Annotated in this window: 10 protein-coding genes and 1 pseudogene; 6 read left to right on the top strand and 5 right to left on the bottom strand. The window is 43.9% G+C overall.

Features of this window, described 5'->3' with window-relative positions; all coding sequences use genetic code 11:
• The first annotated feature begins 62 nt into the window (after window positions 1-62).
• Window positions 63-2,270 carry a TonB-dependent siderophore receptor gene (locus J502_RS06105; RefSeq protein WP_034683403.1) on the top strand — a complete coding sequence of 736 codons (2,208 nt, stop codon included), beginning with the start codon at window positions 63-65 and terminating at the stop codon, window positions 2,268-2,270.
• 39 nt (window positions 2,271-2,309) lie between these two features.
• On the opposite strand, the gene J502_RS06100 is transcribed toward J502_RS06105, so the two are convergent.
• Both J502_RS06100 and J502_RS06095 read right to left on the bottom strand, forming a co-directional pair.
• Window positions 2,310-3,311: a hypothetical protein gene (locus tag J502_RS06100; protein ID WP_005406793.1), complete on the bottom strand. Its 1,002-nt coding sequence runs from the start codon at window positions 3,309-3,311 to the stop codon at window positions 2,310-2,312.
• A 17-nt stretch (window positions 3,312-3,328) separates the two neighbouring features.
• Complete coding sequence (locus tag J502_RS06095; RefSeq protein WP_005406723.1) at window positions 3,329-4,360, bottom strand: alpha/beta fold hydrolase; 1,032 nt, start codon at window positions 4,358-4,360, stop codon at window positions 3,329-3,331.
• Window positions 4,361-4,681: 321 nt separating this feature from the next.
• Here J502_RS06095 and J502_RS06090 point away from each other — a divergent pair, with 321 nt between their 5' ends.
• Entirely contained in the window at window positions 4,682-5,296 is a 615-nt protein-coding gene (locus J502_RS06090) for a carbonic anhydrase (protein ID WP_005019060.1), read from the top strand.
• A 54-nt stretch (window positions 5,297-5,350) separates the two neighbouring features.
• On the opposite strand, the pseudogene J502_RS06085 reads toward J502_RS06090, so the two are convergent.
• Window positions 5,351-5,908 (bottom strand): annotated as a pseudogene (locus J502_RS06085) (arylesterase).
• A gap of 84 nt (window positions 5,909-5,992) precedes the next feature.
• On the opposite strand from J502_RS06085, the gene J502_RS06080 reads away from it, so the two are divergent.
• Together J502_RS06080 and J502_RS06075 are read left to right on the top strand one after the other, a co-directional pair.
• Complete coding sequence (locus tag J502_RS06080) at window positions 5,993-6,739, top strand: ABC transporter ATP-binding protein (protein ID WP_005406883.1); 747 nt, start codon at window positions 5,993-5,995, stop codon at window positions 6,737-6,739.
• Window positions 6,720-9,200 carry an ABC transporter permease gene (locus J502_RS06075; protein ID WP_034683401.1) on the top strand — a complete coding sequence of 827 codons (2,481 nt, stop codon included), beginning with the start codon at window positions 6,720-6,722 and terminating at the stop codon, window positions 9,198-9,200. Before J502_RS06080 ends, J502_RS06075 begins: the two co-directional genes overlap by 20 nt.
• Before the next feature lie 27 nt (window positions 9,201-9,227).
• Here J502_RS06075 and J502_RS06070 read toward each other — a convergent pair whose 3' ends face one another.
• Window positions 9,228-10,034: a rhomboid family intramembrane serine protease gene (locus J502_RS06070; RefSeq protein WP_005027306.1), complete on the bottom strand. Its 807-nt coding sequence runs from the start codon at window positions 10,032-10,034 to the stop codon at window positions 9,228-9,230.
• Window positions 10,035-10,112: 78 nt separating this feature from the next.
• On the opposite strand from J502_RS06070, the gene mtgA reads away from it, so the two are divergent.
• On the top strand, window positions 10,113-10,787 hold the full coding sequence (gene mtgA, locus J502_RS06065) for a monofunctional biosynthetic peptidoglycan transglycosylase (protein ID WP_005019068.1): 675 nt from the start codon (window positions 10,113-10,115) through the stop codon (window positions 10,785-10,787).
• Between the two features lie 109 nt (window positions 10,788-10,896).
• Window positions 10,897-12,975 carry a polyphosphate kinase 1 gene (gene ppk1 / locus J502_RS06060; RefSeq protein WP_005019069.1) on the top strand — a complete coding sequence of 693 codons (2,079 nt, stop codon included), beginning with the start codon at window positions 10,897-10,899 and terminating at the stop codon, window positions 12,973-12,975.
• 56 nt (window positions 12,976-13,031) lie between these two features.
• On the opposite strand, the gene oxyR is transcribed toward ppk1, so the two are convergent.
• Window positions 13,032-13,940, bottom strand: coding sequence for a LysR family transcriptional regulator OxyR (gene oxyR / locus J502_RS06055; RefSeq protein ID WP_005019070.1), 909 nt, complete (start codon window positions 13,938-13,940; stop codon window positions 13,032-13,034).
• Between the last annotated feature and the right edge of the window lie 3 nt (window positions 13,941-13,943).

The raw sequence follows: 13,943 nt of genomic DNA, 5'->3' as shown, positions 1-13,943 counted from the left end.
TTGTTACACTGCGCAACATTAAATTTCATTTTTCTCCATAAATCCGTAATTTGGGGGCAGTAATGTCTAACCGTATGATGAAGTCTGTACTTACCGTTTCGATTCTCTCAGCTATGTTATCTGTAGCCAATGCAGCTGAAACAGACAAGGTTCAGCAGCAGGAAAATGAGAGCCAGCCACAGGATGCTGTCAAATTAGAAACTATGGTTCTTACCGCAGAAGAGCAGGTAAAACAGTCTTTGGGCGTTTCTATCATTACAGAAGAAGATTTAGATAAATTACCCGTGACCAATGATATTTCGGAATATGTACGTCGTATGCCAGGTGTAAACTTAACCGGTAACAGTGCTACCGGCCAACGTGGCAATAACCGTCAGATCGATATTCGTGGAATGGGGCCTGAAAATACCTTAATTCTGATCGATGGCAAGCCGGTAAATTCACGTAATTCTGTACGTTATGGCTGGCGAGGGGAACGTGATACGCGAGGGGATTCTAACTGGGTATCAGTCAATGCAATCGAGTCAATTGAAGTGTTGCGAGGTCCTGCTGCTGCCCGTTACGGTTCTGGCGCTATGGGAGGCGTGGTCAATATTAAAACTAAAAAAGTGTCCAATGAATTACATGGTTCTATTGAAACTTATACCAACCAGCCAGAAAATAGTAAAGAAGGTGATACTAATCGTGTAAGTGTCAATTTGAGTGGACCGATTATTCAAGATGTTCTGTCTTATCGAATTTATGGAAATTATAATAAAACTGATAATGATGCGCCAGACATCAATCCTGTGGTGGGGCCAAATGGTTATCGTGCCGCAGGCCGTGAAGGGGTAGAAAATAAAGATATTAATGCCCGCTTGGCCTGGAAAATGACTGATCATCAGCATTTGCTTTTTGATATAGGTTCGGGCCGGCAGGGTAACCTGTATGCAGGTGATTCACAGAACAGTAATCTTGACCCGACTACTAATGACATCTTGTCTCAATTATTTGGTAAAGAAACTAATACGTTGTATCGCGATAACTATGCTCTGACTCATGAAGGAGAATGGAGTTGGGGTGATAGCAAGCTTATTGCTCAATTTGACCGTACCAAAAACAAGCGACTACCCGAAGGAACAGCAGGAGCAAGTGAAGGCCGTATTAACAGTCTGGAAGACCGGGTGACTTCTACCCTCGATACATTGCGTTTTAATGGAGAAGTCACCGTCCCTCTTGAACTATATGTCCCGCAAAACCTGACGATAGGTGCTGAATGGGTTGAAGATGATTTTAGCGATGAGGAAAATACCAAACAGGGTGATGGCTCGTACGGTGAAAATTTAACTACGGGAGACCGTAGCAAGATGAAGTCGCGCATAGCTTCTGGATATCTTGAAAACAATATGAAAATTACTGATGCTACAGATATGGTGGTCGGTATACGTTTCGATGACCATAACCGGTCAGGTTCCAATTGGAGCCCAAGTTTAAACCTCAGCCACAAACTGGGTGATTACTTCACTTTAAAAGGTGGTATTGCCAAAGCCTATAAGGCACCGAACCTTTATCAAAATGCGGAAGGATATTTGCTGGGTACAAGAGGAAATGGCTGTCCGATTGGTCTGAGTCAGTGTGTACTGCAAGGAAATGCCAATCTAAAACCTGAAACTTCAATCAATAAAGAGATTGGTTTCGAATTTCAGAAAGATATTGTAAATGCCAGCCTGGCATGGTTCCGTAATGATTATGAAGACAAAATTACTTCTGGAGATGAAGTAACGCAGCAGGTAGTTATTGGGGATACAACCTATAATGTATTGCAATGGACCAATATTCCTAAAGCACTTATTCAAGGTCTTGAAGGAAGTATCAGTCTGGATTGGGGGGATGTAACCTGGACTAACAACTTTACTTACATGATTGACTCGGTAAACAAAAAGACAGGAAATCCTCTCTCGGTGGTGCCAAATTATACAATTAACTCTATTTTCAATTATGACATTACTGATGCATGGGATGTAAATTTTGTTTATACCCAGTATGGCCGTCAAAAACCGCGCCAATATAAAGAAACTTCGCTTGAAGATAAGCAGGGTATAATTACTGAGAGTGTTAAAAGTTATGGTCTGGCCGGTATCAATACAAGCTATAAATTTAATGACAATTTCAGTGGCCGGATTGGTATTAGCAACCTGTTTGATGAGCAAAAACTGCGTGACAATACAGTAAATCAGACTTATAACGAACCTGGCCGTGCATATTATGCAAGCTTGAAGTACGAATTCTAAAATCTCTAAAAAAGCCGCTTTCAAAGCGGCTTTTTCAATTTATCCGTTTAAAATATTTTGAGCAGATTCGGAAGCATAAAACCGTTCCAGATATACTCTAGCCCGCTTACGCAGATATTCGGAACTGCACATTGTCTGAATTACTGGCTGTAACAGTTGTTGTAACTCATGCTGGATCAGTGACTCATCAATGTTCAGATCACGGAGTAAAAGATCAAAATTACGTTCCTGATTGCGGACGTACCAGGCATGTACACCATCATGAATCTGCTGTTTCAAATACTCACTCTGGCGCATAAAGTCCCAGATTTCATGCCCCAGCTTCACAGTATTGGGTAAGTCCTCAACTTCAATATATTGTCGTAAAACATTTAAAGGCTGTTTTCTAATTTTATGCCAGAGATTGGCTTGAAAATGATAGAGCTTGTCATTATCGAAATGCTGGTTCAGCACATGTTCACTCATCTGACTGAGTTTCAATATATTTTTTTGCAAATAATGGTGGATTGTATCATCTAGACTGCTATCAGTAACAGTTTCCAGGACCGATTTTCCCATTTTCATAAAACGGCTTACACCCGGCACCTTTTTTGAGACTATAGAGTTATCCAGATAATCCTGAATGGCATGCTGAATGAGCTGAGTAATCATGGCAGAAAAAGCCGGACTATTTACGATGCTTTTAATGAGGCGTTCACGATGCTTACTTTTGCTGGCTACATATTGGGCAATACGATCAACTGTCAGTACTGGAATAACATCTTCTATTCTAGTCGAATCATTACACGGATGAATCAGTGCAAAACGGATATGTTCAGCAATCTGTTCAATCAAAAAACTGCTGGCGGGTGTGGCCAAAATCTGCTTTTGTAATAAATGATTAATCTCTTCAAAAGACCAGAGATCCTGTAAACGCTGCTTTCTGAACCATTGATAAAAACTGCTAAATTCCAGCGCAATAGTTTCAGGTAAACTAAATTCATGTTGTAAAAAATCAAGATGAGCTTCGATCAGCTGTTCGGTTTTTGTGGCTATTGTCATAATCGTTTTTATATGGCCTAAGGTTGAGTGGGCTGAGTATTTAACGGTTTTTTCAGGTTCCGGGTCTTCGCCAGAAAAGGCAGGTAGTGCTGGATGACTAGCTGTTCTGCCTCCATGATGGGCATATGGCCGACCTGGTCCAGAATTACGGGCGGTTCCGCGTGTTTTAATAGTGTTTTTAACTCTTCGGCAACCTCAACATTAATGATTCTGTCCTGCTTGCCCCAAATAATTAAACTCGGTGCATCAATAGTTCGGGCTAAGAGTGCAAAAGACTGCGGTGTATAGGTACGATTTAAAGCCACCAGCTGGTCTACCATTTTTGCTGTTTGTGGTGCCTGAGCAATCATGATCTGTTCTTGCGCCTGCTTGTAACGGCGTGGCAAGAAGGGAGGGTTCTGCATTACAGTTTTGAGCAGATAGTTAAAATCTCCAGGTTTAGAAACCACCAGCTGTTTAAGGTAAGCCGGATTATGCAGATAAGGCGTTCTGGCATTTCGAAATACGCCACCACTACTGACCAGAAATAGGCTCTGGGTTTCAAAAGGGTATTGGGCTGCATATAGCATGGCAATTGCACCACCCAATGAATGCCCAGCAAGATGCACCTGGTTTGGAATATTAGCTGCCTCGACAAAACGGCGTAACTGCTCGGTAATGTGCGGAACAGACATATCAAAATCTGCTGGGGTCCGGGTTTCACCTCCTGTAGGCAAATCTGGAATGACCACATGATAATGCGGCGTTAAATAATGAGCCAGCCGGTTCCAGTTATCACGGCTTCCGGAAAGACCGTGCAGGAGGAGTAGTGTGGGCTTGTCAACCGGTCCGCCTTCACTGTAGGACCAGGTCACTTCACCGACTTTCAGAGTTTTGCTGCGTAGCCCGGCCCAGCTCCGTTCTTCCTGTAAGGCCTGCTGAAATTCTTTCTGTAATTCTTCATTTTGGGCAATTGCAGTTGGACTTAATATACTTAAACAGCTTCCGAGCAAAATCATGGCAACTGTAGAGGAAAATTTAAAAGTACGCTGCATGCTTGAGCCTGTCATTTATCGGACTTCCCTGAAAAGTTACTCATTATATAAAAAAATCGCTATTGTTATCGACTCTGGCACAGATAGCATACCTGACTGACAACTAATCAGATAAAATGCAGTCAATTCCGTCAGCAGGAAAATAGCGGGTCTGATCATACAGTGTCTTTTATTTTGACAAAGTATTGATACGTAACTATATGAATCAATCATTATAAAAACGTCTCATTCATGAAGTTCGTTAAAAAAGTACGCGATACTCTATTTTTTGTCAGTGACATTCAAAAATTGCAGGATTAAAATATTTTTTAACATTTAAAACAGATGGGAAATAGAATGCTAACTGCCCAAGAAGCTTTAGAACGCCTCAAACAGGGAAATCAACGTTTTGTGAAGGGAGAGACGACTCACCCCAAGCTTCTGTCACATCAGGAACGTGCAGAGATGGCAGAAGATCAGAATCCGTTCGCCATTATTCTGGGCTGTTCTGACTCACGTGTTCCGGCAGAAATGGTATTCGATCAGGGCCTCGGTGACCTGTTTGTTATTCGTGTAGCTGGTAATATTGTTGCACCTTCGCAGGTAGGAAGTGTCGAATTTGCTGCAGAGCGTTATGACTGTGCTGTAGTTGTGGTACTAGGCCACAGTCATTGTGGTGCAATTCAGGCCACTATTAATGCTCTGAATAATCCGGATCAGGAACCTTCCATGAACCTGATGTCAATTGTGAACCGTGTACGGCCTTCAGTTGAAATCCTGATGCAGACCGAACTTAAAAATGATGTTAAGAAACTGTCCAAGCATGCAGTACGTTCTAACGTGTTCGCATCAGTTAACCAGTTGCGTCATGGTTCAGCCGTACTGGAAAGCCTGATTGCTAAAGGTAAGATGATTGTTGTAGGGGCAGAATATTCACTCGAGACAGGTGAAGTAGAGTTTTTGGATTTCTAACACAGAAAAATATTTAATCAGGCCTGCTATGTCATGACATACCAGGCCTTTAATTTATAGTGCGCCCTTAATATAAGGGTAAGCATTGTTGAGTAGTCTCATTTGGGCCTTGCTATTGGGGTGTACCAGATCTGCCTGCATCAAGGTTTTATTGCCAGCAATTCCTTCCATAAAAAATGGCATCTATTTTACCTGATACTGCTGGCTGACTCTTTTATAAGTATTTTCAAAACTCTGACTATAAGCCGCGCCATAGTTTGGGGGTATCTTCATGCCAAATAGCAGCACTTTGGCTTTTGAAGCTTTTGCCTGCTGTACAAGTTGTCCAAGATTTTTCTCAATCATCTGTGGTGGCTGTCCACGCAGACCATCGTTCCCGCCCAGCTCAATCACGACTACATGGGGTTTATAGGTTTGTAAAAGCTTTGGAAAACGGGCTAGGGCACCACTAGTGGTTTCACCGCTGACGCTTGCATTGACCACTTTGTGCTGTTTCGGGTACTGTTGGTCAAGGCGCTTTTGCAATAATTGAACCCATCCCTGTTCCGGTTTCATACCATAACCGGCACTGATACTATCGCCTAAAACCATAATAGTTTTAGCTGACGCCATTAGCGGAACTGCAGCCAAGCCTGCAATAGCCAGACGTTTAAGAATTAAAGACCACAATTTTCGATTTTGCATATCAGGAATTTTATGACTCAGGCCAATTTGCGATCTTCCATCATGCCACAACCGATTATTTCTGCCCAGCAGATCACACAAAGCATCCAACTGCCGCATCAAAATTTAACAATTCTAAAAGAGGTTAATTTACAGATTATGCCGGGAGAGCAGGTGGCTATTACAGGTCGCTCTGGTTCGGGTAAATCGACATTGCTGGGTATTCTGGCAACACTGGATCAGGCCAGTTCTGGTGAACTGATTATCTGCGAAGAAGAAGTTCATCGGTTAAATGAAGAGCAGCGTGCTCAGGTGCGCCTGAAATACATTGGCTTTATTTTTCAGTCTTTTCAGTTATTGCCAGCCTTAACTGCTGTCGAGAATGTGATGTTACCACTCAGGTTACAGCCAGACTTCCATTACCAGACAGCTGAGCAAAAGGCTTTAAAACTTCTGAAAAGGGTAGGGCTTGAGCGACAGGCCGGTCAGACTCCAAAAGTACTTTCGGGCGGCGAGCAGCAGCGTGTTGCCATTGCACGGGCACTCATCAGTGAGCCTGCGATCATTTTTGCCGATGAGCCAACAGGCAACCTCGACGGACAGACAGCTGAAGAAATTGAGCAGTTACTGTTTGAACTGAACCATGAACTGGGCACTACACTGGTACTGGTTACTCACGACCCTGAACTTGCCCGACAGTGCCAGCGTCACTTCGAACTGATGAATGGCGATCTGATTGAAAAGACTTCAGGAGATACCCATGTTAAGTCCGGTGCTTAAACCGCTATTAACACAGAGCTTTCGTAGTAGTGGTATCTATCTGTTGATCATTGCACTGGTTCTGGCCATCAGTGCCACAACCGCAGTTAAATTCAGTAATCAGCAGGTACAGCAGGCAGTTGCCTTACAGGCAGCGGAAATGCTTGCCGCTGATCTGGTGCTAAGTGATACCGCGCCGCTCGAGCAAAAATGGTTCCAGCAGGCCCGGCAGCTGGGTTTGGCACAGTCAAAGATTACTGTATTTAGCTCAATGGCTCATACGGATGACCAGTTTGTTATGGTTAATGTTAAGGCCATAGATCAGGCCTTTCCTTTGAGAGGAGAACTGCAGAGTACCTCTGCTGCTCAAACTCCCAATCCGGGAGAAGTCTGGCTTAGCCCACGTGCCTTGGAACTATTAAAGGTAAAAGTAGGTGACCAGATTCAGGTTGCAGATGGCAGTTTTAACGTTGCAGCAAAAATTGTTAAAGACAGCAATCAGGAATTAGGATTTTCGGGATTTTCACCCACTGTCATTATTCACCAGCAAGATATCGCACGTACAGAAGCTATTCAGGTGGGTAGCCGGGTACAGTACCGTTTATTGATGGCCGGATCACCGCAACAGGTACAAGCTTTTGAAAAAGGTTTTGAACAGCTCACCGGACAAAAGCAGAAAAATAAAATTGATACAGAACAGGCAGGGGAAACTACCAGCCTGCAGTTGCGTAATGCGGGTGAAGCCAATACACGTCTGATGAAACCGCTTGAGAATCTGGATACCTTTTTGCAACTGGCAAATATTCTTACCATTTTACTCTGCGGTATTGCTATCGCGCTCACTAGCCAACGCTACGTCATGCAAAACCAGGACCATCTGGCGCTGCTGCGCTGCCTGGGTGCTTCCAAACATAGTATTTTATGGGCTTATCTTATACTGCTGGTGATTATCATGCTAATTGCCATCAGTTTTGGTGCAATACTGGGAATTGGACTTGGTTATGGCTTGCTTCAGTTGATGCTGCAGCTCATCCCTAATTTGAACATCCAGTTTTCGGCACTGGCCATGCTACAGGGCCCGTTGCCTGTAGCCATGTTTACCAGTGCCATTGTGTTGTTGGGTTTTATCGGACCAAGCTTATGGCAACTTTTGAATACGCCCCCTATTCGGGTGATTCGTCAGCAGGAAAAATCGGTTATCTCCATTCTGGTCATGCTTTCCACTGGGCTATTAAGTCTGGTGATCTTCAGTGTGGTACTCACAGAAAATCTGCGACTGACGGCATGGGTAATGCTGGCAATTATCCTGTTATGTACAGTACTTTACGGCTTAGTCTGGCTTATTCTAAAAATATTAAAAGCAGCAAAAGGCCGGATTTCAGCTTATGTGCGTACACCCTATCAGACTGCTTTGCAAATAACAGCGCTGGCCTTGGGTTTAAGCCTGATCACGGTGCTGGCCGTATTGCGTACCGATATGCTAGAGCGCTGGCAGCAGCAACTCCCTGTAGATGCACCGAACCAGTTCGTTTATGGCTTGCCTCCTTTTTACCTTGAACCATTTCAGCAACAGGTTCGACAAAATGGCTGGGCTGGAACAGCACTTTATCCAAATATCCGGGGACGTTTGACTGAGAAAAATGGTCAGCCTTTCTCAAGTGAACTTATTCAGAAAAGTAACTCCTTGCAACGTGAGCTTAATCTTACCCAGACAAAGCAATATCCGGCAGATAACCGGATTATTCAGGGAGCTGCTTCATTTAGCCGGATTGGACAGGTTTCAGTTGAAGCAAAAACAGCAGAAGAGTTAGGAATCAGGGTCGGGGACGAGCTGGGTTTTAGTTTGCCAGAAGGCCTGTTAAAAGCCCGGGTCATTAATCTGAGAACCGTTGAGTGGGAAAGTTTAAGTCCTAATTTCTTCTTTATTTTTTCACCAGACACAATAGATGAAAATGCAGGCAGTTATCTGGGCAGTTTTTATGTACCTGAAGAAGACAGGCCTAAATTGGTTAATCTGATTCAACAATTCCCGAATACGGTTTTTATTGATGTCAGTATGATTCTGGAACAGGTTAAACAGCTGGTAAATGTTCTGGTACAGATTATTACTGTACTGGCAGTACTGGTAAGTATCTCTGGTTTTCTGGTACTGCTGGCATGTCTAAACCTGCTGATGGACGAACGTAAGCAGGAAGTTGCACTATTACGTTCTTTTGGCAGTTCAAAACATAAATTAAAACAGATGCTGAGTCTGGAAATTGGATTAATCGGTTTTATTTCCGGAGCGGTCGCTTGTCTGTTTGCAGAGGTGATCAGTGCAATTGCCAGTTACCGTATGGAGTTGCCGATACAGTTACATGCTGAAATCTGGCTGTGTCTACCACTTGTCATGACAGTCGTATGTGCCATAATTGGCCGATATCGCTTGAGCTATCTCTGTGATATTCCACCATTAGAGAGTCTGCGCTCGATTAATCAGTAAAAGTTTTTAGATAAATGCCAGCCTGGTTTAAAAGCCAAGCTGGTTTTTCATCTGGCTTAAAATTTCCTGCCAGAGGGGCTGAATCTGCTGTATCTGCTCCAGATTATACTGATACAAGGCCAGACAGCATGCTGCACCTATCAATAGGCCAGCCATTCCCCCTATAACGCTGACACGTAAACGCTGGCTGAGATACCAGAGCAGTGCTAACAGTATACCCATCAACATGCCGCCGATATGGGCTGCGTTATTAATGCCACTAATCATAAAACCCATGCCCAGATTAAGCCCCATAACCAGCAATAATGATTTTCGGTCCAGAATAAACTGCTGTCGGGGCAGTACTGGTAATAAAGATAGTATAGCCAAGGCTGCCCCCAGACCCATGACTGCGCCCGATGCGCCTGCACCTACACGTGGCAATAGCTCGGGTTCAAACTGATTCAGCAGGCTATATGTATTTTGAACATCAATATAGCCGCTGAGCAGACTTCCCATAAGACCGGCCAGTACATATAAACCTATAAAATAGGACCGTCCAAACAGCTGTTCAGCCACACTGCCAAAGATATAGAGGGCCCACATGTTTAACATAAGATGGATCAGACCAAAATGAAAAAACATGCTGGTGAATAGCCGTTGAGGTTCCTCTAAATAGGTTAAAGGTGCATAATCAGCACCCCAGCGGATTGCATCAATGATCTCAGGCTGGGTAATATCAACACCAGCGAAAATCTGCCAGGCGAACAACCCGACATTGATTGCAATCAGAAGCGCTGTACACCACCAAAGCTGCGTATTGGATTGAACCGGAAAAGGTGAATAGTTCGACATGCTTTTTTAAAAACAGATACGATATGGTCGAAGACAGCTTAACACGAAAAAAAATGAATACAGGAGTAACTCTCTGACATGAAAGCTATTATTGTTCGCACTTTGTTAATTCTTGTCAGTCTGTTTCTTTTAGTACAACTCTGGATTTTTAGCAGTCTGGTGTGGTGGCGTACCCATCCGGTTGAAACCACCATGTTTATGCGACTAGATTACTGGGCAGATCGAAGTCAGCCTATCCAGCATGAGTGGCGTGACTATGACCAGATCAGCGATTACTTTAAACATGCAATTGTCGCTGCAGAAGATGGCAAATTTCTTCAGCATCATGGATTTGACTGGGATGGCATCCAACACGCTATTGAACGTAACGGAGAAAAGGGGCAAGTGGTGGCCGGTGGTTCGACTATCTCCCAGCAGCTTGCTAAAAATCTGTTTTTATACAATAAACGCTCTTTTTTACGTAAAGGTCAGGAGGCTATCGCGACCTGGATGATGGAGCGTATGTGGACCAAACAGCGTATTTTAGAAGTTTATATGAATTCGGTTGAGTTCGGGGAAAATATCTATGGGGTAGAAGCTGCGACCCAGCATTACTTTGGTAAAAGCTCGCATAGTCTAAGCCGTGAACAGGCCGCTTTTCTGGCTGCACTTTTACCAAATCCGAAATACTATGATGAAAACCGGAATGACCGGAAATTACAGTATCGCAAGCGCATGATCAGTAAATATATGCGCTATAGCCATATTCCTTAATAATTTTTTAAAGATAAGCCCATTTTTTGGGCTTTTTTTTATGAAATTGTCAAAATTTTAACGCATACTTGAATGAAATATATCAGTTCTCATTCGTATAGGTTGCAGCATGAATAGTATAGTTCCAGCCAGTCCTTCAGAATATACATATAATGACCGCTACATTAACCGTGAACTGTCCATTCTGGACTTTCACCTGCGGGTACTGGAGCAGGCTGTTGACCCGATACATCCCTTGCTGGAGCGTATGAATTTTCTGCTGATTTTTTCCCGTAATATGGATGAGTTTTTTGAAATCCGTGTTGCTGGAGTTATGGAGCAGCTGTACTTGGGAAATGAAAGCCGCAGTCCTGACGGTTTAACTCCCAAACAGGTCCTGGAAAGCATTTCCAAAACTGCACATGAGGCCATTGCCCGCCAGTACCGGATATTAAATCAGGAAATTTTACCCAAGCTGCGTGAAGAAGATATCTGTTTTCTGCGCCGTGGTGATTTAACACCTGCCCAATCCGCTTGGGTCAAAAAGTATTTTCAGGAGCAGGTTGCTCCAGTACTTACACCTATCAGTTTAGATCCAGCGCATCCATTCCCAAGACTGGTAAATAAAAGCTTAAATTTTATTGTCACCTTGGAAGGTAAAGATGCATTTGGCCGGCAGATTGATCTGGCTGTTGTTCCTGCCCCCCGGTCATTACCGCGTGTAGTTCGTTTACCCGATGAACTGACTGGTGGTAAAGAGCATCATGTCATGCTGTCTGCGATTATTCACGAACATGTTTCAGACCTGTTCCCCGGTATGACAGCTACCGGCTGTTACCAGTTCCGTGTGACCCGAAATGCCGATCTGGCACTCAATGAGGATGTGGAAGATCTGGCTAAAGCTCTTAAAGGCGAATTGAGCTCGCGACGGTTTGGCCGTGCAGTACGTCTGGAGGTAACTGAAAACTGTCCACAACATATTTATGAGTACCTGCTAAATGAGTTTGATCTGGATGAGGAGCAGTTATATAAAGTGGATGGTCCGGTCAATCTAGCCCGGCTGCTGTCAAACTTTAAACGTCCTCATCTACGCTATAATTCGCATACCCCGATAATTCCTAAAGTCCTAAAAAAATCGGAAAATATTTTCTCTGCCATGCAGAAACAGGACATTTTACTGCACCATCCATTTGAATCTTTTGCACCGGTAATTAATCTGCTGCGTGAAGCAGCGCGAGATCCGCAGGTATTGGCCATCAAGCAGACTCTATACCGTTCTGGACCGGATTCTGAAATTGTACAGGTTCTGGCAGAAGCTGCACGTAATGGCAAAGAAGTAACCGCAGTGATCGAGCTGCGTGCCCGTTTTGATGAAGAATCCAATATTGAGGTAGCCAATGTCCTGCAGGAGGCAGGTGCGGTAGTGGTATACGGCATTGTAGGCTATAAAACTCATGCCAAAATGATTCTGGTTATTCGCCGTGAAAACAACAAGCTGGTGCGTTATGTACATCTGGGTACAGGTAACTACCATGCAGCCAATGCACGGATTTATACTGACTATGGCCTGATGACCACTGACAAAGAGCTTTGTGAAGATGTACACCGTATTTTCCAGGAATTAACTGGAATGGGTAAAATGGCCAAGCTGAAAAAGCTGCTGCATGCCCCATTTACACTTCATCAGCAGTTGATTCACTATATTGAAGAAGAAATTGCCAATGCCAAAGCTGGGAAAAAAGCCCGTATTATCGTAAAGGTCAATGCCTTAACTGAAATGCAGCTTATTAATAAACTGTATGAGGCTTCACAGGCTGGGGTCAAGATCGACCTGATTATTCGCTCTATCTGCTGCTTGCGTCCGGGACTGCCAGGCCTTTCGGAGAATATTCAGGTTCGTTCTATTGTAGGGCGTTTTCTGGAGCATACACGGGTTTATTATTTCTCAAACAATGGCAATCCGCGTATTTACTGTTCCAGTGCCGACTGGATGGACCGCAATTTGTTTAATCGGGTAGAAGCCTGTTTCCCTATCGAAGATCCAGCATTGAAAAAACGTATCTATGAACAGGGGCTGGCAACCTATCTTAAAGATAACCAGCAGGCATGGATATTACAGGGCAACGGGCAGTGGCATCGTGCCCAGCTGGCTGAAGGTGAGGTACCTTACAATGCCCAGCAGACGCTACTGGAGATTTTTCAATCATGATAAAAAAGGAGCCTTAAGGCTCCTTTTTACACTAAATAAAATGATCAGACATGAGCCTAAGCTTGTAACTCACTGCTGATTTTCTGAAAAATCTGTAACAGGACGTCGAACTCGCTCTGTAATGGCGTACTTTTACGGGTAACCAGTGCAAGCGTACGGTTTGGCGCCGCCTCAATCGATTTCACCATCAACTCTTCATTGCACTTAATCATATTATTATGAATGGCAATTTCAGGAAGCAGAGTAAAGCCCAAGTTAGAAGATACCATTTCTACCAATGTAGGTAATGAGCTGGCTTTGAGGCGACTATCATTTTTACGCTCACCAATCGGGCAGGCGCTCAAAGCATGGTCACGTAAGCAGTGGCCTTCTTCAAGCAGCATCAGTCGCGACAGATCCAGATCTTGCAGACTGTTTGCATTGGCTGCTTTCTGGTCAGCCTTATGATAAACCAGATACAAATCTTCTTTTGCGATTTCAGCCACTTTCAAATTACGGGTATCAAACGGTAGAGCCAGAGCAACCATATCCAGATTACCATGTTCAAGCTTTTCTACAATTTTCTCGCTTTGAGCTTCATGCAGATGTAGCTGAATCTTGGGTAACTGTTTATGCACTTCTTCAAGTAGCTGTGACAATAGAAAAGGTGCCATGGTTGGGATAATGCCCAGATGCAGGTCACCAGTCAACGGCTCGCTCATTTCACGGCTTAAACGCATTAAATCCTGAGCATCGGCCAGCAATACACGCGCTCGTGCGACCACCTGTTCACCCAGGGGAGTTAAACGTACATTCTGGCGGTCACGTTCTACCAGAACCCCACCAAGCAAACGTTCCAGCTCCATAATTCCGCCCGATAAAGTGGACTGAGTTACGAATGAACGGCGCGCTGCTTCAGTGAAATGCAACGTTTCAGACAGTGTTACAAGATATGACAGCTGTCTTAAAGAGGGTAATGCAGCCATAGT

The sequence above is a fragment of the Acinetobacter sp. 1294596 genome (assembly GCF_000582925.1).
In the GTDB taxonomy this organism is placed as follows: domain Bacteria; phylum Pseudomonadota; class Gammaproteobacteria; order Pseudomonadales; family Moraxellaceae; genus Acinetobacter; species Acinetobacter radioresistens.
The sequence above is the reverse complement of the archived record's forward strand: the minus strand, read 5'-3'. Positions and strand labels throughout refer to the sequence as shown.

Coding starts and splice junctions, on each gene's coding strand:
- J502_RS06095 (WP_005406723.1), bottom strand. CDS start 4,360: ATGACAGGCTCAAGCATGCAGCGTACTTTTAAATTTTCCTCTACAGTT.
- J502_RS06070 (WP_005027306.1), bottom strand. CDS start 10,034: ATGTCGAACTATTCACCTTTTCCGGTTCAATCCAATACGCAGCTTTGG.
- J502_RS06100 (WP_005406793.1), bottom strand. CDS start 3,311: ATGACAATAGCCACAAAAACCGAACAGCTGATCGAAGCTCATCTTGAT.
- mtgA (WP_005019068.1), top strand. CDS start 10,113: ATGAAAGCTATTATTGTTCGCACTTTGTTAATTCTTGTCAGTCTGTTT.
- J502_RS06090 (WP_005019060.1), top strand. CDS start 4,682: ATGCTAACTGCCCAAGAAGCTTTAGAACGCCTCAAACAGGGAAATCAA.
- J502_RS06080 (WP_005406883.1), top strand. CDS start 5,993: ATGACTCAGGCCAATTTGCGATCTTCCATCATGCCACAACCGATTATT.
- ppk1 (WP_005019069.1), top strand. CDS start 10,897: ATGAATAGTATAGTTCCAGCCAGTCCTTCAGAATATACATATAATGAC.
- oxyR (WP_005019070.1), bottom strand. CDS start 13,940: ATGGCTGCATTACCCTCTTTAAGACAGCTGTCATATCTTGTAACACTG.
- J502_RS06105 (WP_034683403.1), top strand. CDS start 63: ATGTCTAACCGTATGATGAAGTCTGTACTTACCGTTTCGATTCTCTCA.
- J502_RS06075 (WP_034683401.1), top strand. CDS start 6,720: ATGTTAAGTCCGGTGCTTAAACCGCTATTAACACAGAGCTTTCGTAGT.